Annotated in this window: 21 protein-coding genes and 1 tRNA gene; 9 read left to right on the top strand and 13 right to left on the bottom strand. The window is 63.6% G+C overall.

What is annotated here, in order from left to right; all coding sequences use genetic code 11:
• Window positions 1-10 precede the first annotated feature (10 nt).
• The 3 genes from ACWA1Q_RS00190 to ACWA1Q_RS00180 are packed head-to-tail and all read right to left on the bottom strand — an operon-like array spanning window position 11 to window position 2,437.
• On the bottom strand, window positions 11-1,348 hold the full coding sequence (locus ACWA1Q_RS00190) for an FAD-dependent oxidoreductase (protein WP_463758548.1): 1,338 nt from the start codon (window positions 1,346-1,348) through the stop codon (window positions 11-13).
• Complete coding sequence (locus ACWA1Q_RS00185) at window positions 1,345-2,019, bottom strand: arsenate reductase/protein-tyrosine-phosphatase family protein (RefSeq protein ID WP_463758547.1); 675 nt, start codon at window positions 2,017-2,019, stop codon at window positions 1,345-1,347. The genes ACWA1Q_RS00190 and ACWA1Q_RS00185 overlap by 4 nt, the downstream gene beginning before the upstream one ends.
• 7 nt (window positions 2,020-2,026) lie before the next feature.
• Window positions 2,027-2,437, bottom strand: a complete 411-nt coding sequence (locus ACWA1Q_RS00180; RefSeq protein ID WP_463758545.1) for an arsenate reductase ArsC — start codon at window positions 2,435-2,437, stop codon at window positions 2,027-2,029.
• Window positions 2,438-2,563: 126 nt separating this feature from the next.
• Here ACWA1Q_RS00180 and ACWA1Q_RS00175 point away from each other — a divergent pair, with 126 nt between their 5' ends.
• Together ACWA1Q_RS00175 and ACWA1Q_RS00170 are read left to right on the top strand one after the other, a co-directional pair.
• Window positions 2,564-2,914 carry an ArsR/SmtB family transcription factor gene (locus ACWA1Q_RS00175; protein WP_463758543.1) on the top strand — a complete coding sequence of 117 codons (351 nt, stop codon included), beginning with the start codon at window positions 2,564-2,566 and terminating at the stop codon, window positions 2,912-2,914.
• 140 nt (window positions 2,915-3,054) lie between these two features.
• The gene (locus ACWA1Q_RS00170; protein WP_463758541.1) at window positions 3,055-4,143 is read left to right on the top strand and encodes a phosphate ABC transporter substrate-binding protein PstS; all 1,089 of its coding nucleotides are present in this window, start codon (window positions 3,055-3,057) and stop codon (window positions 4,141-4,143) included.
• An 11-nt stretch (window positions 4,144-4,154) separates the two neighbouring features.
• On the opposite strand, the gene ACWA1Q_RS00165 is transcribed toward ACWA1Q_RS00170, so the two are convergent.
• The 4 genes from ACWA1Q_RS00165 to ACWA1Q_RS00150 form a co-directional block, all read right to left on the bottom strand.
• Window positions 4,155-4,799, bottom strand: a complete 645-nt coding sequence (locus ACWA1Q_RS00165; RefSeq protein WP_463758540.1) for a hypothetical protein — start codon at window positions 4,797-4,799, stop codon at window positions 4,155-4,157.
• 96 nt (window positions 4,800-4,895) lie between these two features.
• The gene (locus ACWA1Q_RS00160) at window positions 4,896-5,147 is read right to left on the bottom strand and encodes a PLDc N-terminal domain-containing protein (protein WP_463758538.1); all 252 of its coding nucleotides are present in this window, start codon (window positions 5,145-5,147) and stop codon (window positions 4,896-4,898) included.
• 121 nt (window positions 5,148-5,268) lie between these two features.
• A complete protein-coding gene (locus ACWA1Q_RS00155) occupies window positions 5,269-6,918 on the bottom strand; it encodes an alpha-amylase family protein (RefSeq protein WP_463758537.1) in 1,650 nt (549 codons plus the stop codon).
• 167 nt (window positions 6,919-7,085) lie between these two features.
• A tRNA-Leu gene (locus tag ACWA1Q_RS00150) sits at window positions 7,086-7,169 on the bottom strand.
• Window positions 7,170-7,315: 146 nt separating this feature from the next.
• Between ACWA1Q_RS00150 and ACWA1Q_RS00145 the strand changes: the two genes are divergently transcribed.
• From ACWA1Q_RS00145 to pknB, 7 genes are all read left to right on the top strand, one after another.
• Window positions 7,316-8,062: an FhaA domain-containing protein gene (locus tag ACWA1Q_RS00145; RefSeq protein ID WP_463758535.1), complete on the top strand. Its 747-nt coding sequence runs from the start codon at window positions 7,316-7,318 to the stop codon at window positions 8,060-8,062.
• Window positions 8,059-8,601 carry an FHA domain-containing protein FhaB/FipA gene (locus ACWA1Q_RS00140; RefSeq protein WP_463758534.1) on the top strand — a complete coding sequence of 181 codons (543 nt, stop codon included), beginning with the start codon at window positions 8,059-8,061 and terminating at the stop codon, window positions 8,599-8,601. The genes ACWA1Q_RS00145 and ACWA1Q_RS00140 overlap by 4 nt, the downstream gene beginning before the upstream one ends.
• Window positions 8,602-8,604: 3 nt before the next feature.
• The gene (locus ACWA1Q_RS00135) at window positions 8,605-9,861 is read left to right on the top strand and encodes a Stp1/IreP family PP2C-type Ser/Thr phosphatase (RefSeq protein WP_463758532.1); all 1,257 of its coding nucleotides are present in this window, start codon (window positions 8,605-8,607) and stop codon (window positions 9,859-9,861) included.
• Between the two features lie 98 nt (window positions 9,862-9,959).
• Complete coding sequence (locus ACWA1Q_RS00130; protein WP_463760887.1) at window positions 9,960-11,306, top strand: FtsW/RodA/SpoVE family cell cycle protein; 1,347 nt, start codon at window positions 9,960-9,962, stop codon at window positions 11,304-11,306.
• Window positions 11,303-12,757: a peptidoglycan D,D-transpeptidase FtsI family protein gene (locus tag ACWA1Q_RS00125; protein WP_463758531.1), complete on the top strand. Its 1,455-nt coding sequence runs from the start codon at window positions 11,303-11,305 to the stop codon at window positions 12,755-12,757. The genes ACWA1Q_RS00130 and ACWA1Q_RS00125 overlap by 4 nt, the downstream gene beginning before the upstream one ends.
• On the top strand, window positions 12,754-14,463 hold the full coding sequence (locus ACWA1Q_RS00120) for a protein kinase domain-containing protein (protein ID WP_463758529.1): 1,710 nt from the start codon (window positions 12,754-12,756) through the stop codon (window positions 14,461-14,463). Before ACWA1Q_RS00125 ends, ACWA1Q_RS00120 begins: the two co-directional genes overlap by 4 nt.
• A 60-nt stretch (window positions 14,464-14,523) precedes the next feature.
• Complete coding sequence (gene pknB / locus ACWA1Q_RS00115; RefSeq protein ID WP_463758528.1) at window positions 14,524-16,218, top strand: Stk1 family PASTA domain-containing Ser/Thr kinase; 1,695 nt, start codon at window positions 14,524-14,526, stop codon at window positions 16,216-16,218.
• Window positions 16,219-16,282: 64 nt separating this feature from the next.
• Here the strand turns inward: pknB and ACWA1Q_RS00110 are convergent, their stop codons facing one another.
• From ACWA1Q_RS00110 to ACWA1Q_RS00085, 6 genes are all read right to left on the bottom strand, one after another.
• Window positions 16,283-17,008: a DUF3618 domain-containing protein gene (locus tag ACWA1Q_RS00110; RefSeq protein WP_463758527.1), complete on the bottom strand. Its 726-nt coding sequence runs from the start codon at window positions 17,006-17,008 to the stop codon at window positions 16,283-16,285.
• Window positions 17,005-17,418, bottom strand: coding sequence for a phage holin family protein (locus tag ACWA1Q_RS00105; protein WP_463758525.1), 414 nt, complete (start codon window positions 17,416-17,418; stop codon window positions 17,005-17,007). The genes ACWA1Q_RS00110 and ACWA1Q_RS00105 overlap by 4 nt, the downstream gene beginning before the upstream one ends.
• The gene (locus ACWA1Q_RS00100) at window positions 17,415-18,059 is read right to left on the bottom strand and encodes a hypothetical protein (protein WP_463758523.1); all 645 of its coding nucleotides are present in this window, start codon (window positions 18,057-18,059) and stop codon (window positions 17,415-17,417) included. The genes ACWA1Q_RS00105 and ACWA1Q_RS00100 overlap by 4 nt, the downstream gene beginning before the upstream one ends.
• Before the next feature lie 202 nt (window positions 18,060-18,261).
• Window positions 18,262-18,897, bottom strand: a complete 636-nt coding sequence (locus tag ACWA1Q_RS00095) for an anthranilate synthase component II (RefSeq protein ID WP_463758522.1) — start codon at window positions 18,895-18,897, stop codon at window positions 18,262-18,264.
• A 9-nt stretch (window positions 18,898-18,906) separates the two neighbouring features.
• Window positions 18,907-19,065 carry a hypothetical protein gene (locus ACWA1Q_RS00090; RefSeq protein WP_463758520.1) on the bottom strand — a complete coding sequence of 53 codons (159 nt, stop codon included), beginning with the start codon at window positions 19,063-19,065 and terminating at the stop codon, window positions 18,907-18,909.
• 2 nt (window positions 19,066-19,067) lie between these two features.
• On the bottom strand, window positions 19,068-19,835 hold the full coding sequence (locus tag ACWA1Q_RS00085) for a class E sortase (protein WP_463758518.1): 768 nt from the start codon (window positions 19,833-19,835) through the stop codon (window positions 19,068-19,070).
• Window positions 19,836-20,019 lie beyond the last annotated feature (184 nt).

Raw genomic sequence — 20,019 nt, 5'->3', positions numbered from 1 at the left:
GCAGAGACGGTCAGCTGCAGCAGGCAGACGCCGATCCACGGAGGTCGTCGACAGCCGCCGTCGAACACGCACCGGTCTCAGGCAGGACCAGCTGCACGCGCCGGGCAGCGCCGTGGTTTCCGGCGAGTTCGTCGGCGATCGACCGGACCTGCTCGTAGCCCGTGAGCAGAAGGAAGGTGGGAGCACGGCCGTAACTCTTCATGCCTGCGATGTAGAAGTTCGGCTCAGGGTGCGCGAGTTCCGCGACCCCGTGTGGGTACACGGTGCCACAACTGTGCAGGTTCGGGTCGATCAGCGGCGCCAGCGCGCGAGGCGCTTCGACGATCTCGTCAAGAGAGAGCCGAATCTCCCGCAGCATCCCGAGATCCGGGCGGAAGCCCGTGGCGTTCACGACCTGGTCGACCTCGATAGCGGTTTCGGACCCGCGACGGCGTCCGCGCACCTCAACCCGATCGCTCACCGTCGAGCCGAAATCATCGATCTCGAACCCGTCGAGGAGTTCTACCGTCTGATGACGAACGAGGTCGTGCACAGAGTCGCCCAACTGACCACGCGCCTCGAGTTCGTCATTCGTCGATCCATAGGCGCGAACCGGGCTCTGCCCGCGAATGGCCCAGGTGATCGTCGTTCGGTCGTCCTCCCTCGCCAGGACGGCGAGCTTGAGCAGGGTGTTTGCAGCTGAGTGCCCGGCACCAACGACGAGCGTGTGCTTTCCGGCGAAGCGGGCGCGATCGGCGCCGAGAACGTCAGGAAGCGCGTGGGCGACATGATCGCGGATGCCGTCATAATCGACCGGCGCGAGACCGCTGGCGGTCAGGCCGTTCGGGGAGCTGTAGGTGCCCGATGCGTCGATCACCGCACGCGCGAGCTGTTCCGAGGTGGCGCCATTCGCGCGAACCCGCAGGAGGAAGGGAGTCGCGCCGCGCCCCGTCGACCGGGTGCGGTCCATCCCCTGGCGGCTCACGTCTGTGACGGTACTGGAATAGCGGATGCGCGGCGCCAGCTCCGGAGTTGAGGCCAACGGGAGCAGGTACTCGTCGACAAGCTCGCGCCCGAACGGCAGCTTCTTGGCAGCAGGTGCCTGCCACTCCGTTCGGTCGAGCAACCGACCGGCTGCTTCATCGACGAGGTACTCCCACGGCGAGAACAGCCGGGTATGGCCCCAGGCCGTGACGGATGCTCCGGCAGAGGCTCCCGCTTCGAAGACGACGACGTCGATTCCGCGTTCGAGGAGGTGGGCGGCGGCCGCGAGTCCCACCGGGCCGGCGCCGATGATCGCGACGGGCAGGCTGTCGAGCCTCTGCGTGGATGGGACGGTCAGTGCCGGCAGTTCCGCAATGGTCATCATGGTGTGGTCTCTCTCGCAATAGCGATTCCGAGGGTCTCGAGCATCTGTTCAACCTGAAGTCGGATCTGGTCCCGAATCTCGCGCACAACCTCGATCGGTTGACCGGCGGGATCGGTGAGTTCCCAGTCCTGGTATCGCTTACCCGGGTAGACGGGGCATGCGTCCCCACAACCCATCGTGACGACTACGTCGGCGGCCTGCACGACGTCGTCGGTGAGCGGCTTCGGGAACGCATCGTCGAGGTCGAGTCCTATCTCGGCCATCACTTCGATGACAGTCCTGCTGAGGTCGGGGGCAGGCGCCGAACCCGCGGACCGGACGTGAACGGCACCACCACTGAGCTTGTGCGTGAGCACGGCCGCCATCTGGCTCCGACCGGCATTGTGCTCGCAGACGAACAACACCTCCGGCGTGGTGCGCTCAAGGGCTCCCTTGGCCTGGGCGAGAGCGGTCAGGCGATCGGTGGCGAAGTGGACGGTGTTCGTTGCGAGGTGAGCCTTCACTGTCGCTGTCCGCAGAAGCGCGGTGTACGACTCGAGGACATAACGCTCAACGGTCTCGCTGTTGAAGATTCCAGAGAACTTCTCGGCGAGATCCACCGCAAGTCTGCGGAGATAGTCCTCGGGGAACGTCAACCCGGGCAGGCCACGGCGGGTGCTGACCTCGACCATGATGGCGCTATGCCGTCTCGGGCAGGATTTCGGAGAGCAACTGCTCGATCCGAGCCTTGATGTCGTCACGAATGGGGCGCACGGCGTCGATGCCCTGGCCCGCCGGGTCGTCGAGCTCCCAATCTTCGTAGCGCTTGCCAGGGAAGATCGGGCAGGTGTCGCCGCAGCCCATGGTGATGACGACGTCGGAGTCTCTGACAGCCTCCGTCGTCAGCACCTTCGGGGTGTTGTTGGCGATGTCGATTCCCTCTTCGGCCATCGCCTGCACGGCGATCGGGTTGATCTGATCCTTGGGCTCTGAGCCAGCGGAGAGGACCTCGACTTGACCTTGGGAGAGAGCGGCCATGTAGCCGGCAGCCATCTGGGAGCGGCCGGCGTTGTGCACGCAGACGAACAGAACGGACGGTTTTTCGCTCACCGGAGTCTCTTTCCTTGAAATTTCTCTCAACCCGCCAGCGGTCGACGGGGTGTTAGATTGATGAAGATCGATGTACTCAGTCTGGCAGAACATCGATGACTGTCAATCCAGTGGGGGTGAGTTCACGTGACGTTAACCGATTCACTGACGATTTCGGAGCTCAGCGCGTGCTGCACACCGATCGCACGCGAGCCGATGGACGCGACCAGTGCGGAGAGACTCGCTCGTTCGCTGAAAGCGCTGGCCGATCCCGCCCGGCTCCGCCTGCTCTCCATTGTCGCTTCCCACGAAGACGCGGAAGCGTGCGTGTGCGATCTCACCGAGCCGCTCGGGCTGAGTCAGCCCACGGTCTCGCACCACTTGAAGGTGCTGGTCGACGCGGGCTATCTCAATCGCGAGAAGCGCGGAACCTGGGCGTACTACAGTCTCACCCCGAACGCCCTTGACTCCGTATCGGGGCTGTTGAGCGATCTGTAGCTGACACTGCGCCGTCCCGGCATCGAGCGATCTCTGTCGCCGCGGCCAGCGCCCCGACTCCAGATGTTCACACAGCGTTCTATTGTTTAGGCTGTTCCTGCACGCGACGACTGTTCGCTGTCAGCTGTAAGGAACCCCACTTGACTCAGACTGCCCCAACGGGCCCGCTTCGATTTGCCCGGGCTCTTGTCGCCCTCGTCACCGTTGCACTGCTGACGGGATGTGCGGCGAACGAGCAAGGGGACACATGGAGTGACCTCGTCGGAACACTCAGCGGGGGTGGATCCACTGCTCAGGCCGTCGCCCAGGACACCTGGATTTCTCATGTTCAACGGAACAACTCCCGGGTCACGATTGAATACGATCCCGCCGGATCCGGAGCAGGCAAGGTTCAGTTCCTCGCCGGAGCGTTCAGCTACGCGACCTCCGACGCCGCACTGTATCCCGAAGAAGCGCGACAAGGTTCGCCACGGTGTGTCGACGGATCAGGCGCGATCGATCTCCCGGTCTATGTGTCTCCCCTTGTCCTCATCTTCAACATTGACGGCGTCGAAGAACTGCAGCTGGATGCCACCTCCGTCGCCGGTATCTTCAACGGAACGATCGATCAGTGGAATGACCCGGCCCTGATGGCATTGAATCCGGGTGTTCCGCTGCCGACCGAGCGCGTCATTTCCGTCCACCGCTCGGACGACTCCGGAACGACCGAAAACTTCACGGACTACCTCCACCAGGCGGCGCCGGAGAGCTGGCCCAACGAACCCAGCAACACCTTCCCGTATTCCGGTGAGGGAGCACAGGGCAACTCGGGCGTCGTCAACGCCGTCTCCACCGGCTCGAACACCATCGGGTATGTCGACGCGTCCAGAGCGGCTGGACAGTCCGTCGCATCCATCAAGGTCGGCGACACATTCGTGGACTACTCGCCGGAGGCCGCTGCCGCGATCGTTGATGCGTCCCCCCTCGTGGAACGCGAAAACCCCAACGACGTCGTCGTCGCCGTCGATCGCGCAAGCACAGCCGAGGGCGTGTACCCGCTGGTCCTCGTCAGCTACGTGATTGCGTGCCAGGACTACGTCGACGCCAACGAGTCGCTCCTGGTCAAGGAGTTTCTCGAGCACGTCGCGAGTCCGGAGGGCCAGAAGGCAGCAGCGGAGTCCACCGGCTCGGCGCCTCTATCCGAGGCTTTCTCGAAGAAGATTCTGGAGTCGATCCGCTCGATCGGCTGACCCGGGTCGGTTCAGACACCGACCGCGAGCGCGTCTGCGCTGTAAAAGAGGAGCAACCACCCGGCAATGACGGCTCCGGTGTACCAGATAGCCCAACCCAACACCCGGTTTGCGCGAATCAGTTTCCACGACCCCGTTCGGGTGCGGAGCGCGTACTCCTCGGAAAGCACGTTGTCGCGGCCGTAGATCCACGCGGCGTTGACCCAGATCTCAACAGCGCTGAACATCGCAATGAGACTGAGAACAAAGATCGACCCGCCGATGACGTCGAGATCGAGCCACGGCTCCAGCAGAACACTGCCCAGCAGCACGAGCCCAAGAAGCCCGAGAAGGATGCCGTTCATCAACGACCACCGCTGGGATCGGCCGCCGAAGGCCGCCAGTATCCGGTCCACCCGGGAGCCCTGCGTCTCGTCGAGCGTTACTCGCGCCGCACGGCGCTTCCGCAGAATCAGGAGCGTGGCGATGACCGTATACGGAATCGCGATAGCGACGAGGACGAACGCGAGCGGGAGCATCACGATGATCGCGAAGACTGCACCCAGCCCGAGGATGATGGCCAGCGAGAGGTAGGTCAGGATCGAGCGGAGCCAGCTCTCCGGGGAGGTGGGGTCCTCCGGAGAGATTATTGTCTCCGGTGTGGCCTGATCTGTCACGGTCATCCCTTTCACCGAGCCGCTGCGGGTGCCGCCCGTTCTCAGGATGCCGTATGCGGGGCAATCTTGCAGCGCATACGGCGTACGCTCACGGCCTCACGCGCCCGTACGTCGCCCCTTCACGAAGTACGCGACCGGTCCGACCCAGTTGATGGCAATGATCGCTGCCCAGAGACCTTTCGGTCCGTTGACCTGATCGGCGGACCGCTGAGACAGGTCTCTCCATGCCATCGTTGCGAGTCCGAGTTGCACGACGCCCACCACCGCGACGACAGCTTTCCTGCCCGGACTGATGTCGCTCCAGGTTTGCTTCTTTTGCTTCTTTTGCTTTTTCGACAGCTTTGTCATGCTCGGTACTCCAGATCTCGGGGATGGATTATCCAGAACCCCCAGCCTTCCGGTAAGCACAGCGCGGCACAACCGGGTCCCGGCAGGCGGTGCGAAAAATAAACGACACTCGAGCGAAACCTCAGAGCAGGCGCTTCTCCCCCGGACGGGCGATGCGAATCCACTTGAACCCGAAACCTTCGAGTGTGACACGCAGGATTCCGCCGGGTTCTATCTCGTACGTCGTTTCGCTCAAGACGTCAGAGGCCCGCGTCGAAGACTCCGTGCCAGCGATGTGCACCGAGATCTCGCGCGGCTCGTCAGCGAAGTTGTGCATGGCGACGAGTTGCCCGCGCTCTCCCCGGACCGAATGGGCCAGAACCGAACTGTGCGGCTGCGTCAGGATTTCGAACTCTCCCCAGCCGATCTCCGGCGACGCCGAATAGGCCGAGATGAGCTGCCTGACGAAGTAGAACAACGAAGACATGTCGTGCAGCTGATCTGACGCGTTCACGTGTTCGGGTGCGAAGTCACCGCTGACGATCGGCAGCGGCAGACGATCAGCGTCAGCTTCAGAGAAACCGCCGTTCCGCCCGCTGTCCCACTGCATCGGTGTCCGTACCGCGGCTCGCCTGGCCAAATCCGGATGCTCGCCCATCCCGATTTCTTCTCCGTAATACAGCACCGGTGCCCCAGGCAGGGAGAACATCAGGCTGTACACCATGCGAATCCAGCGAGGGTCTCCGCCGAGCATCGACGGCAACCGACGGGTGATGCCCCGCCCATGAATGCGCATCGATTCCTCGGGCGCGAACGCCCGAAAGACTTCATCCCGCTCGTCGTCACTGAGCTGGTCGAGAGTGAGCTCGTCGTGGTTCCGAACGAAGTTCGCCCATTGATTGCCGCGGGCGAGCTTCGGGCGCGATCGAAGCGCGTCCGCGAGGGGCGCAGCATCCTGACGCGCGAGCGAGAGGTAGAGACGCTGGTTGGCCACGAAGTCGAATTGCATCGTCAATTCGTCGCCGTCTTCCTCGCCGAAGAACTCAAGCTGCTTGTCATACGGGAGATTCACCTCACCCAACAGGGCGCCCGCGCCATTCCGACGACTGACAAAGCCGCGCAGCGCCTGAAGATAGGCATGCTCGTTCTCGCCGTTGTTGTCGATGAGGAACGGCACCGCGTCAACGCGAAAGCCGTCAACTCCGAGCTCCAGCCAATAGCCGATGACCTTCGCGATCGCCTCCCTCACCTTCGGGTTCGCGGTGTTGAGGTCTGGTTGGTGGCGGTAGAAGGAGTGCTCGTAGTACTGCCCGGCCGTCTCGTCATAGAACCAGACGCCGTCCTCGACGTCCGGGAACATGCTCTCGCGCGAGTTCTCCGGTGGTTCATCACGCCAGATGTAGAAGTCGCGGTAGACGCTGTCGCGACTCTGCCGGGCGGCCTGGAACCAGGGATGTGCGTCTGATGTGTGGTTCACGACCAGGTCCACGATCACGCGCATCCCCCGCTCATGGGCGGTGCGCGTTACCTCGACAAAGTCACCGAGGTCACCGAACCGGGGGTCGACGCCGAAGTAATCAGCGATGTCATACCCGTTGTCAGCTCGGGGAGACGGGTAGAAGGGTGCGAGCCAGAGGCACGTCACTCCCAGCTGCGCGAGGTAATCGAGCCGGTGCCCGAGCCCCTCGAAATCGCCCGCTCCGTCGTCGTTCCAGTCGAGGTAGGTGCCGACATTGAGGTTGTAGAACACCGCCGTCTTCCACCACAGGTCACTGGTGTCGCTGACTCTCATATCTCGCCCTCTTTTCGGCTCACAGGGGCGTTGCTGCTGGTCTGGGTACGAAGAAGCGGCATGTCTTCATTATCCCGGCCACCGGTATCCGGGGACAGTGAACGGGCTGAGTGAGAGTTCTCGAGTATGAAAAAAGCCTCCGATCTCTCGGAGGCTTTCCATCACTGTGCGCGAGGGGGGACTTGAACCCCCACGTCCTTTCGAACACTGGCACCTGAAGCCAGCGCGTCTACCAATTCCGCCACTCGCGCAGTGTCGTGACACGTGCGTGTCAACTCAGCGAGATTAGCATGGCCCCCGTCGAATCGCCATTCGGGGGAGCACTCGCGGCCCTTGGCCGCACTCCCAGCCCCGCCTACTAACATGTCCATAGCCATTTGACACGATCGGGAGACCTGTGGGCATTCTGGACAACTTCGAGAAAGGTCTCGAACGCGCCGTAAACGGAGCGTTCGCCAAGACCTTCCGTTCGGGGCTGCAGCCGGTTGAAATCACGTCAGCTCTCAAGCGCGAACTCGACACCAAGTCGGCCGTCATGAGCCGTGACCGCATCCTCGCTCCCAACCAGTTCGTCGTTCGGATGTCGCCCGGCGACCACGAGCGCATGACTGCGATTGGCCCGGCATTGATCGATGAGCTGACGAGCCTCGTGCAGAAACACGCCTCACATCAGGGCTACACGTTCGCCGGCGGTATCGACATCCGCCTGAAATCAGACGGCAGCCTCTCTGATGGGATGCTCCAGCTCGACTCGATCAATGTGAAGGGTCAGGTCTCGTGGACTCCCGTCCTCGACATCGGCGGCAAGCGGCATCCGATCACCAAGGGCCGCACGGTGATCGGTCGCGGAAGCGACGCGGACATCACGATCGACGACCCGGGAACCAGCCGCAAACATGTCGAAATCCTTTGGGATGGTGAACGCGCCCAGGCGCGGGATCTGGGCTCGACAAACGGTTCGACGCTGGATGGAGCTCCGTTCAGCCAGGTCGCCCTTTCGCCCGATTCGGTCGTGCAGATCGGTCGCACCCGTATTGTGTTCCGAGTGCTTGCCCAATCTTCTGCTCCGGCGTCACCCGACTCCTATGACGACTCCACCCGCGCTTACGGCGCGGAGGGCGGATTCTGGGGGCCCACCTCGTGAGTGAACTGACTCTCCTGGTGCTCCGCATCGGGTTCCTCCTACTGCTGTGGCTCTTTGTCTTCGCCATCGTTTATGCGCTGCGCTCCGACATCTTCGGGCCTGGCACCCGCAAACCTCAGCCCGCGCAGGCAGGGCAGCAGGCCCCGCCTGCACCGCGTCCCAGCGCCGCGCCGCCTGTTCCCCCGAGAAGTGCGACGCCACCGCCCGTCACACCGTCGGGGCGCAAAAGCGAAAAGGCGACCATCCACAACGTCTCACGGCTCGTCATCACCGCGGGTCCCAAGGAGGGCCTCGAGGTCTCACTCGGTCGCGATCCGCTCACGATCGGACGCGCACCGGACTCAGGACTCGTCATCCGCGACGACTACACCTCCACCCACCACGCGAAGCTCCTCCTCTGGAACGAGAACTGGATGATCCAGGACCTCGACTCCACCAACGGCACCTTCCTCGGAGGAAAACGAATCAGCTCACCGACGCAGATCACGCTCGGCACCCCGATCAAGGTCGGCGCGACCAGTTTCGAACTGCGGCGGTAGACGGTGACGAAAGCAGGCGACTCTGCGGCGATCTCCCATGTCGGGAAAGTCCGCTCGAACAACCAGGACTCCGGATACGCCGGAACCCACCTGTTCGTGGTCGCCGACGGCATGGGAGGCCACGCCGGTGGCGACGTCGCCAGTGCCATCGCGCTCAAGCGGATCATGCAGGCGGATTCCGATTTCACCAGTGCCCAGGATGCCGAAGCTTCGCTGCAGACAGCGATCAGCGCCGCGAATTCGGAGCTGGCGGAGGTTGTTTTCGAACACCCCGAACTCGGTGGCATGGGTACGACGGTGGATGCCATCATCGCGGTCGGCGACGAGGTCGCGATCGCCCACATCGGCGACTCCCGGATCTATCTGCTCCGTGATGGAGAGCTGAGCCAGATCACCACGGATCACACATTCGTGCAGCGCCTCGTCGATTCGGGCCGGATCACCGAAGAAGAAGCGATGGTCCACCCTCGCCGTTCCGTGCTGATGCGAGTCCTCGGCGATGTCGACTCGAACCCGGAGATCGACACGATGGTGATGCGCACCCACCCGGGCGACCGGTGGCTGCTCTGCTCCGATGGTCTCTCTGGCGTCGTCGACAACGACACGATCCAGGCCGCTCTCGTCCAGGACCTCCCGGCGCGCCAGGTCGGCGAACAGCTCATCCGCAAGGCGCTCGACGGGGGAGCGCCCGACAACGTCACCGTCGTGATCTTCGACGTCGGAGCCGAACAGTCGGCGAGCGCGCAGACTCCCGTCATCGTCGGCTCCGCGTCGCGCCCGCTCGCGTTCCAGAACACCGTACCCAAACGAACGGGTCTCCTCCCCTCACTCCGCCTGCATTCCGGGCGCGGAACGTCGTCCGGACCGAGCCACTTCGAACCAGCATCCGACGACTACCTCGACGAGCTCATCGAGGAGGATGCCCGGCGCGCGAAGCGCCGTCGGCTCACCTGGCTCGTCGGCTCGATCGCCATCGCTCTCGCCATCGCCCTCGCCCTGCTCCTCGGCTACGCCTGGACCCAGACCCGCTACTTCGTCGGCAGCGATGATGACACCGTCGTGATCTATCAGGGCATCCAGCAGGATGTCGGGCCGTTCAGCCTCTCCACCGAACACAACGACACCGGAATTCCAATTTCTCTGCTGTCGACCTACGATCGGCAGCAGGTGGAACGGACCATCAGCGCCTCTTCACTCGAGGAAGCCGAAGAGATTGTCTCCCGACTCCGAACCACCACGTCGAAGGATGACGAGGGATGACGAACAACTCGAGAACCCGAGCAACCGGCGCCGTCGGAGGCCGCGCGAGCGAGCCCCGGCAGGAAGACTTCAAGGCCGACACCGCCGTCATCCGCACGATGCGCAAACTGCGGCTCCCGCTCAAGCTGCGCAACCGCGAACTGACCCTCCTGATCTTCGCCTGCGCCATCAACTCCGTCTCGATCCTTCTCGTCCAGCTCGGTGCGACAGGCACGATCGACCTGGACCTGGTCTACCTCGGTGCCGGGCTCTCTGCGCTCGTTCTCGGCCTGCATGTCTGCCTGCGCTATGTCGCCCCGCAGGCGGATCCGCTCCTGTTGCCGATCGCAACGGTGCTCAACGGCCTCGGCGTAGCCATGATCTACCGGATCGATCTCGCCGAGGGCGCCAGCGGGTGGGCTGCGGCCTCTACGCGGCAGATCACCTGGAGCGCTATCGCGATCATCGCGGCCATCGTCATCATCATCGCCGTGAAGAACCACCGGGTGCTGTTCCGCTACACATACCTCTTCGGCGCTTTCGCTTTCCTTCTGCTCCTTCTTCCCCTCGTTCCCGGGATCGGCCGCGAAGTGAGCGGCGCACGGGTGTGGGTCGGGATCGGGAACATCGTCAGCTTCCAGCCCGGTGAGATCGCCAAGATCGCATTGGCCATTTTCTTCGCCGGATACCTCGTGCGCACCCGCGACAGCCTCTCCATGGTCGGCAGGAAAATCCTCTGGATGCAGTTCCCTCGGCTCCGCGACCTGGGCCCGATCATAGTCGCCTGGGCGCTCTCGATGGGCATCATCGTGTTCCAGCACGACATGGGGACCGCGCTCCTCTACTTCGGGCTGTTCACCGTCATGCTCTACGTCTCGACCGGGCGACTCAGCTGGATCCTCATCGGGGTCGCCATGTTCGCCGTCGGCGCGTTCTTCGCCGCTCAGACCCTCACCTATGTCCAGGGCCGGTTCCGCAACTGGCTCGACGCCTTCAACCCGACCGTCTACGACGCCGTCGGCGGTAGCGGCCAGCTGGTCCAGGGCATCTTCGGCCTCGCCCACGGCGGGCTGATCGGCACCGGCCTCGGTCAGGGGCGACCCCACCTGACTCCGTTGGCTGAAAGCGACTACATCATGGCGAGCCTCGGTGAGGAACTCGGCCTCGCCGGTCTCTTCGCCATTCTCGGGCTCTACCTGCTCTTCGTCTCCCGTGGTCTGCGTATCGGTTTCCGGGGCCAGGATGACTTCGGAAAGCTGCTCGCCGTTGGCTTCGCGTTCACCATCGCCCTGCAGGTCTTCATCATGGTTGGTGGAATCACGCGCGTCATCCCGCTCACCGGCCTGACAACACCGTTCCTCGCCGCCGGCGGTTCGTCACTCGTCGCCAACTGGATGATCGTCGCCCTCCTGCTCCGCGTGAGCGACAGCATCCGCACCGGACCAGCACAGGAGGTCAGCCCATGAATCGCGAATTGAAGCGCGTCAGCGCGCTCGTCCTCGTCATGTTTTTCGCTCTCTTCGCCTCGACGACCGTCATCCAGGCCGTTCAGGCGGATGCTCTCGGCGTCGATCCCCGAAACACCCGCGCCCTCTACGACAGTTACGACACCGAACGCGGACCCATCATCGCCGACGGCACGGTGATCGCGCAGTCCGTCCCCACCGGCGACCGGTTCGTGTACCAGCGCCAGTACCCGGAGGGCCAGCTCTACGCTCCGGTCACCGGGTTCTTCAACCCCACGCAGGGTTCCGCTGGCATCGAGCAATACATGAACGAGTACCTCGCCGGCACCTCGAATTCGCAGTTCTTCGACAGCATCAACCGGATCGTCGCCGGTCAGGCACCGAGGGGCGCCGCCGTCGAGGTGACGATCGACCCGGTCGTGCAGAGCGCGGCATTCGACGCCCTCGGAGACCGGCGAGGGGCCGTCGTCGCGATCGAGCCGTCCACCGGCCGGATCCTCGCAATGGTGTCGACGCCGACCTACGACCCGAACCCGCTCGCGTCACACGATTCGCAGAGCGTCATCTCCAGCTACGCCGCGCTCGAGAACGACCCGCTCACCCCGCTGATCAACAGGGCAACCGGCGGGAACATGAACCCGCCCGGGTCATCGTTCAAGGTTGTCGTCGCTGCTGCGGCGCTCGACAGCGGCAAGTACACGCCGGAGTCGACGTTCGCCAATCCGGCAAGCCTCACCCTCCCGAACAGTAGTGCCGTTGTCTACAACTGGACCCGCACCACGTGCGGGCCAGGTGAAACGGTGACGCTCGAGGAAGCCATCCGGCAGAGCTGCAACATCCCGCTCGCCGAACTCGGGATGGAGCTCGGTGACGACGCACTGCGTGAGGCCGCAGAGAAATTCGGCTTCAACAACAGCTTCGAGCTGCCGACTCCGACCGGCAAGAGCGTGTACCCGAGTGGGCTCGACGACGCGCAGACCGGCCTGACCGCTTTCGGTCAGTACGAAGTCCGGGCGACTCCGCTGCAGATGGCACTCGTGTCTGCGGGGATCGCCAACAAGGGCACGGTGATGGCACCGACGCTCGTCGACCGCGTGACGGGCAGAAACCTCGAGGAGCTCAAGCGTTTCGAACCGCAAGTGCTCAACCAGGCCGTGAGCGAGGATGCTGCAGCCGGGGTCACGACGATGATGGTCAACGGCGTCGAGGTCGGGCAATCGAACGGTGCAAGAATAGAGGGGGTCGACGTGGCGGGAAAGACCGGTACAGCGCAGAACGGTGAGGACGAACCATATTCGCTCTGGTTCACCGGGTTCGCCCCAGCAAGCAATCCCGAAGTCGCAGTCGCGGTTGTCGTAGAGAACGACGGAAACCTGGGCCGTCATAGCTCAGGAAACATCGTTGCCGCGCCAATTGCCAAGAAAGTCATAGAGGCGGTGCTGAACAAATGAGACCCACAGCAGGGGTCACCTTCGGGGGACGCTACGAACTGGAGTCCCGGATCGCCATCGGCGGCATGGGCGAGGTGTGGAACGCAACCGACCTCGTGATCGGGCGAACGGTTGCGATCAAGATCCTCAAGGATGAGTATCTCGGCGACCCCAACTTCCTCGAGCGCTTCCGCTCCGAGGCGCGTCACGCCGCTCTCGTCAACCACGAAGGCATCGCCAACGTCTACGACTACGGCGAGGAAGACGGAAGCGCGTTCCTCGTCATGGAACTCGTTCCGGGCGAGGCGCTGTCGACGATGCTCGAACGCGAGCACGTTCTGTCGACCGACAAGGTTCTCGACATCACCGCACAGACGGCTCTCGCGCTCCAGGCAGCGCACGCCGCAGGTCTCGTGCACCGCGACATCAAGCCGGGAAACCTCCTCATTACGCCGGACGGCCGTGTCAAGATCACCGACTTCGGGATCGCCCGGATCGCCGATCAGGTTCCGCTGACCGCCACGGGGCAGGTCATGGGAACCGTGCAGTACCTCTCTCCCGAGCAGGCATCCGGTCATGCTGCGTCGCCGACGACGGACATCTACTCACTCGGCATCGTCGCCTATGAGTGTCTCGCAGGAAAACGTCCGTTCACGGGTGAGTCGCAGGTTGCGATCGCCATGGCACAGATCAATGAGGCGCCCCCGGCTCTCCCGGTCACTGTGTCTGAACCTGTGCGCAACCTCGTTCTCTCGATGATCGCAAAGAACCCGGCTGATCGCCCGGCATCCGCAGCGCACGTGAGCCGGGCTGCACAGGCCCTGCGCCGTGGCGACACTGCAGCTGCAGCCGCTGCCGTTCCTGCTATCGCTGACGGCAGCGCACTCACCGGGGCAACAAAGGTCATGAGTTCGGGCTCTGACGCCACCACTCAACTCATCGGCGCCGCGGAAATCCCCACGACAACCGCCGAGGTCCCCATCGAGGACGAGAAGAAAAAGAAACGCAGCCGGTGGACCTGGCCGCTGATCGCTCTGATCACGATCCTTGCCGTCATCCTCGCCGGAACCGTCATCGCCCTCATCAACCAGGACGACACGACGAACCCCCCTGCGACCTCCGCCACCCCGACCCCCACCGCGACACCGACGGAAACGCCGACCCCGACACCAACACCCACCCCGACGAGCGAGCTCATCGCCGTGAGCGCCGCTGATTTCGTCGGTGACACGTATGACGAAGCGGCAGCGAAGCTCAGGGAGCTCGGTCTGGCGTCCGAACGCGCCGAAGGCAACACGGCGACGTCGCCGGATCAGGTCGGCATCGTTTACGCGATCAACCCCGAGGGCAACCTGCAGCGCGGTCAGCTCGTCACCGTCACCGTCTACGCCCCTATGGCCGAGATCCCGACACCGACAGCACCTCCCACCATCACCGGTGAAGGTTGCGACGGCGACAGCGTCAACTGCGCCGCCGGCTCTACGGTGACGATCAACTGGCCCGCGTTCACGCAGTGCCCGGCGGGAATGCCACTCGGCGGTTACCGCGTCACCGCCTCGGGCGGAACACCGTCCGCGCCCGGCGGCGCTGTCTCCACCAACTCGGCTCAGGTCGTTCTCGGAGACACGCCTGGCACCTTCAGCGTGACCTACCTTGCCTTCTGCGGTGACGCGGAGTCTGGCCAGTCGCCCGCGGCGACCACCCAGATCCGCGCCACCGAGGGATGAGCAATTCTCAGCGACTAAGATATCCCTGACCCGAAATGGTCTGATCTAAGGAGTTCATGAGTGGCTGACGAACAACGCCTGCTCGCCGGGCGCTACCTCGTCGGTGACCTCATCGGTCGCGGTGGCATGGCCAATGTGTTCCGCGGCACAGACACAAAGCTCGGCCGCACCGTCGCGATCAAGATCCTCAAGTCGGATCTCGCGAATGACCCCGCCTTCCGCACCCGCTTCCGCCAGGAGGCTCAGGCCGCGTCCCGGATGGCGCACCCGACCATCGTGCGGGTTTTCGACGCCGGCGAAGAGACCGTCAAGCACGACGGCCGGGTTTCACGTGAACCCTTCATCGTGATGGAGTACGTCTACGGCCGTACTCTCAAAGAGGTGATCTCCGAAGGACCGATGGACGCCGCGCGTGCCGTCGCGATCACCGAGGGCATCCTCACAGCTCTCGAGTATTCGCACCGGGCAGGGGTCGTCCACCGGGACATCAAGCCCGGCAACGTCATGATCACGCCGGACGAGAAGGTCAAGGTCATGGACTTCGGGATCGCCCGGGCCGTATCGGACTCGTCCTCGACCGTCGCTCAGACCACCGCGATCCTCGGCACCGCGTCGTATTTCTCACCCGAGCAGGCAAAGGGCGAGGTCGTCGACGCTCGCACCGACCTCTACTCAACCGCCGTCGTTCTGTTCGAGATGCTCACCGGCCGTGCACCGTTCCGCGGCGACACTGCCGTGGCAGTGGCGTATCAGCACGTCAGCGAGACCGCCGTGAAACCCTCCTCGGTGAATCCGCACGTCTCACCCGCGCTCGACCAGGTCGTCATGCGCGGACTCACGAAGGATCGTTTTGGTCGCTACCAGGCCGCCTCCGAGTTCCGCGACGATCTGGAGCTCGCCGCTGCCGGCAAGGTTCCCGTGCACCGTGACGCCGATGACGCGACAACCGCACTCTTCGGCGCAGCACCCGGGGGGTCATCGAGCACCGAGCAGGCACTTCGTCAGCTGACGAGCGACGATTCCGTCACAAGAACGCAGCGCCGCCCGCCTGTCGTGTGGATCTGGGCCGGAATCGCGTCCATCGCCGTCGTGCTCGTCGCCGTCATGATCTGGGTCGGTTCGCTCGGGCAGGCTCCCATTGTTCAAACCGAGTCGCGGACCATTCCCGATCTCGTGGGTGTGAGCGAACAGAGTGCGGTCAACACGCTGACCGACCTCGACCTCGTCGCCAGCGTCGTCACCGAGGAGAGCGCATCCGTCGACGAAGGTCTCGTCATTCGCACCGACCCGAACAGCGACAGCAAGGTGCGCCCGAAGGACGTTGTGAGACTGTACGTCTCCCTCGGTGCCGCGAAGGTGACGGTTCCGGACGTGGTCAACAAGACAACGGAACAGGCGCAATCCGACCTGACCGCTGCCGGACTGACATCCGGGTCGATCTCGAAGCAGAACTCGCCCACCCTGGCCGCGGGCACGGTCATCAGCACCGACCCCGCCGCCGACACCGAAGTCGCAGAGGAATCGACGGTCAACCTCGTCGTTTCGAGTGGACTCGTCACCATTGTGAGTGTCGTCGCGCAAAGCCTCGAGGTTGCCACAGACCTGATGGAAGACCCCGATGTGGGTCTCACTGTGGAGCCGGTGCCTGACCCGACCTGCCCGACCCAGCCCGGCAACCCCGTCACGAACCAGTCGATCGCACCGGGCGACGTACCGCAGAAGTCGACGATCCAGCTCACCTACTGCTCGGGCTAGAACCGGAACAGAAAGAACGGCGGCCGTGGCTCTCGCCACGGCCGCCGTTTCTTGTCAGGTTCCCCTACCGGAACGTGTCATCCGTGCGGGTTGCGTCGTACACCGGCTCATCCGCGCCGAGGGGTGACGCTCCGCTGTCTGCGGCAACGTAGCCCTCGGTCGAGGTCGAGTCCGCGGAGTAGTCCGACGAGGTCGATGACCCGTCCGATCCACCCTTGACGTCCTTCGCCTGGCTGGTGGCGTCGTCCTTCACATTGGAGAAGGCATCCGTCGCCGCGCCCTTGACGGAGTCAGCGGCCTCCTTCGCTGGTTCCTTGAGGTCCTCAGCCACACCCTTCGCGGTCTCCTTGAGATCGTCGACGAGCGGCACCGCCTTCTCCTTGGCGGTCTGGGCGAGTTCCTTCTCCTTGTCGGATGCCGGAATCAGCGAAGCCGCCAGCAGGCCGGCTCCGAAGGCGATCAGACCGACAGCGATCGGGTTGCCCTTCGCCTTGTCGACGGCGCTTCGTGACCCGCTGCCGAGGTTGGAGAACTTCCCACCAACCTTGTCGCCGGCGTGACCGACCTTGTCGCCGACGTTCGAGGCGGCATCGCTGACGTGTGACGTGGCATCCTCTGCTGCACCCATAACGCTGTCCTTCACTTTCCGTGCCATTCCTTTGACCTTTTCTGTCTGACGCGAGGCGATGCTCGACGGACTCACCTTGTCGGCGAGGGCGTCCACATCATTGCCCAGGTTGCGCCTGGTCTCTTCGATTTCCTGGCGGATTGCTTCCGGATCGTTCGTCATCTTGAGTCCTCACTTGTCTTGAATGCCTCAGGTACCTTCTTCAGGGTCTCCGCTGTCTTCGGTGCCCCGGTGATTTCTTCGACTTCCTTCTTGCCTCGCAGTGCGAGTACGGCCGCAACGATCCCGTAGATGACCGCAACGATGATGGCCGACCAGACGTTTCCGATAAGGAGTCCGAGGCCCCACCACAGTGCGATGGAGAGAAAGAGGAGTGCCATGAATCCGGCGACGCCGGCGCCACCGAACATGCCAGCGCCCTTGCCCGCCTTCTTCGCTGACTGCGAGAGTTCAGCTTTGGCGAGTTCCACCTCCTGGCGGAAGAGAGTCGATATGTCCTTCGTGACCTCGCCCAAGAGTTCGCCGAGGGAGTCGGTTCTCCCGTCGGGGTCGGGTACGTAAGGCTCACTCATCGAAGGTCACCACTCGTCTCGTAGTCGACCGTTCCTACGGGCGGCGTGTAAACGGAACCGTCTGCAGCGGAGGTGCCGGTGTACCCGGAGGTACCGGCATAACCGGTGGTGTCGGCGTAGCCCGTGGTCGTGTCGGTAGGCGAGGAGAAGGACTGGCTGTCGGTGGAGTAGTCGTTGTCTGACGACTCGTTGCCTCCAGCAAGGGACTTGGCAAGACGGCCGACGACGATACCGGTTCCCGCCGCAATGGCGATGAACAGACCGGGGCGACGACGTGCGAAGCGCTTGACCTCGTCGAGGAGGTCAGCGGGCTCGCGGTTCTCGAGCCACCCGGCGACGTCCCCGGCGCGCGATGCTGCCTGGGAGACGAGGTTCGATGCCATTCCCGAGTCCGTGGAGTCAGCCATCGAACGAAGCTGGTCGCTCACCGTGCGGATGCCGCCGGCTGCGCGTTCCTGCTGGGTCGACACCTGGCCCTTCAACTGCGAGCGAACTTCGCCGACAAGGTTCTTGGCCTGACTTCCTACTTCGTGCTTCACGTTGGCTGCTTCATCGGCGGCCACCCCCGCAACGTGGGATCCTGCTCCGCGCACGCGATCGGTGGTCGACGATTCGCCGGCTCCTGATGAGGTTTCTGTCATGATTCTTCCTCCTGAGAGGAGACCGCTGGCCGGGTCAGGGGTGACACTGCCAGCTCGGTCTCGAGTCGTGTGAAGAAATCCTCACCCTTTGCAGCGCCAACTCCAAGCTTCCGGGCAAGGCTTGACACCCCGTGAAAGGGGGAGTATCAGGCGCCGGGAGAGAAAGCGTCAGCCTCGACGGCGACGCACACGGGCTCGATCGTCAGGACTGAACGAGCGGGCTGAGGCCACGAGCTGTCACAGCGGCCTGGGGCATCCCGGACGCGGCGAGCCAGTTGCCGAGCATGAGGTAGCCACCCTCGGTGAGCACGCTTTCGGGGTGGAATTGCACTCCGTAAATCGGGGCATCCCGGTGGCGCAGGCCCATGATGACGCCGCCACTCGTGCGGCTTGTCACGAGCAGGTCGTCCGGCACCGTGCCGTCGACGACCGCGAGTGAGTGATATCTGGTGGCGGTGAAGGGCTGAGGAACGCCGTCATAGAAGGCGCTGTCGTCGTGCTCGATGAGCGACGTCTTGCCGTGCATGAGTTCGTCAGCGTTGGTCACCCGCGCGCCGAACGCCTCGGCAATCGCCTGGTGGCCGAGGCACACCCCAAGCAACGGCTTGTCTGCGGCGAGTGCTGCGTTCACAACAGCGATCGACACACCGGCGTCCGACGGTTTTCCCGGTCCGGGCGAGACGAGAACCGCGTCGTACTCACCGAGGCGCGCCGCGGCATCCGCTTCGGTGAAGACATCGTTCCTGAGAACATCGGTCTCCGCCCCGAGCTGCAGGAGATAGCCGTTCAGGGTATAGACGAAGCTGTCGTAGTTATCGATAACCAGCACTCGGGTCACGGGAGCCTCTTACTCTTCAACGGTCACTTCCTGGGTATCGAGAAACGACTGCACCCACGGGAAGACCCACGTGAACAGTCCATATAAAACTACAGCGATCAGAGCGATCACGATGAGCACGCGAATCCAGACCGGGCCGGGCAGCGCGCGCCACAGGGCTGCATACATAGTCAGTCCTCCAGCGCTTCGGTGACGGATGCCGGCGGGCCTGCGGCCCTGGGGGTCCACGACTCGAACGCACCATAGGCGATGATACGCTCCGCGGTTGAGAAGGCCGGATTGCAGCTCGTGAGGGTGATGATCGAATCGGATGCCGTCACGCCGTCAGCCTGTGGCACCGGTTCCAGCACGCCAACTCCCGATGACTGGACGTACTCGAGCGTGCGGAATCGGTAGGTGTACCACCCTTCGGGCACCTCGACCACGATGGCATCCCCGACCCGCAGTTCACCGATGAGATTGAGTGGCTTTCCGTGTGTATTCCGATGCCCGGCAACAGCGAAGTTACCCAGTTCACCCGGCATCTGGGTGTCGGGGTAGTGGCCAAGGCCGATCGGATTGAGCGTGCGCGACGCGGAGACCCCACCAGCGAGCTTGGCGGCGTAATCGGCACCGAATCGTGGAACGCGGAGTATCCCGAAAACTTCGGCATCGCCCGGCTGGGACAGGACGACAGGCTCGACCGGATCTGACGGGGCTTCGGGCCGAGTCGGATCGCCCGACCACTGCTCGCTGAGAGCGGCGGCCTCATTATCTTGTGCCGCGCGGAGGACAGCGTCATTCAGCCACAACTGCCACACGAGGAAGAGCAGAACAAGGACGCCCGCGGTGACGAGCAACTCTCCGAGCACCCCGACAACGCTGACCCTGCTGGACCGTGTGCGGCGAGATCGGCCCCGTCGAGCTGTGCCACGCGCGGAAACATCGTGGGAGCCCATTTCGCCAGTCTAGCCGGGTCCGGTTTCGCGATGGCCGATAGTTGTGCACAGGGTTATCCACATGCTGGGGATAATTACACCGGTGTAATTGTCCACAGTGTTAATAACCCTGTTAATAACTCTGGTCAGCGATTTTGTGGGATGTACCTGGGCCGTCCTCGCGGATTCCCGGGCGTTTTTACAC

The organism is Mycetocola sp. TRD_SC_2, assembly GCF_055361225.1.
The sequence above is the reverse complement of the archived record's forward strand: the minus strand, read 5'-3'. Positions and strand labels throughout refer to the sequence as shown.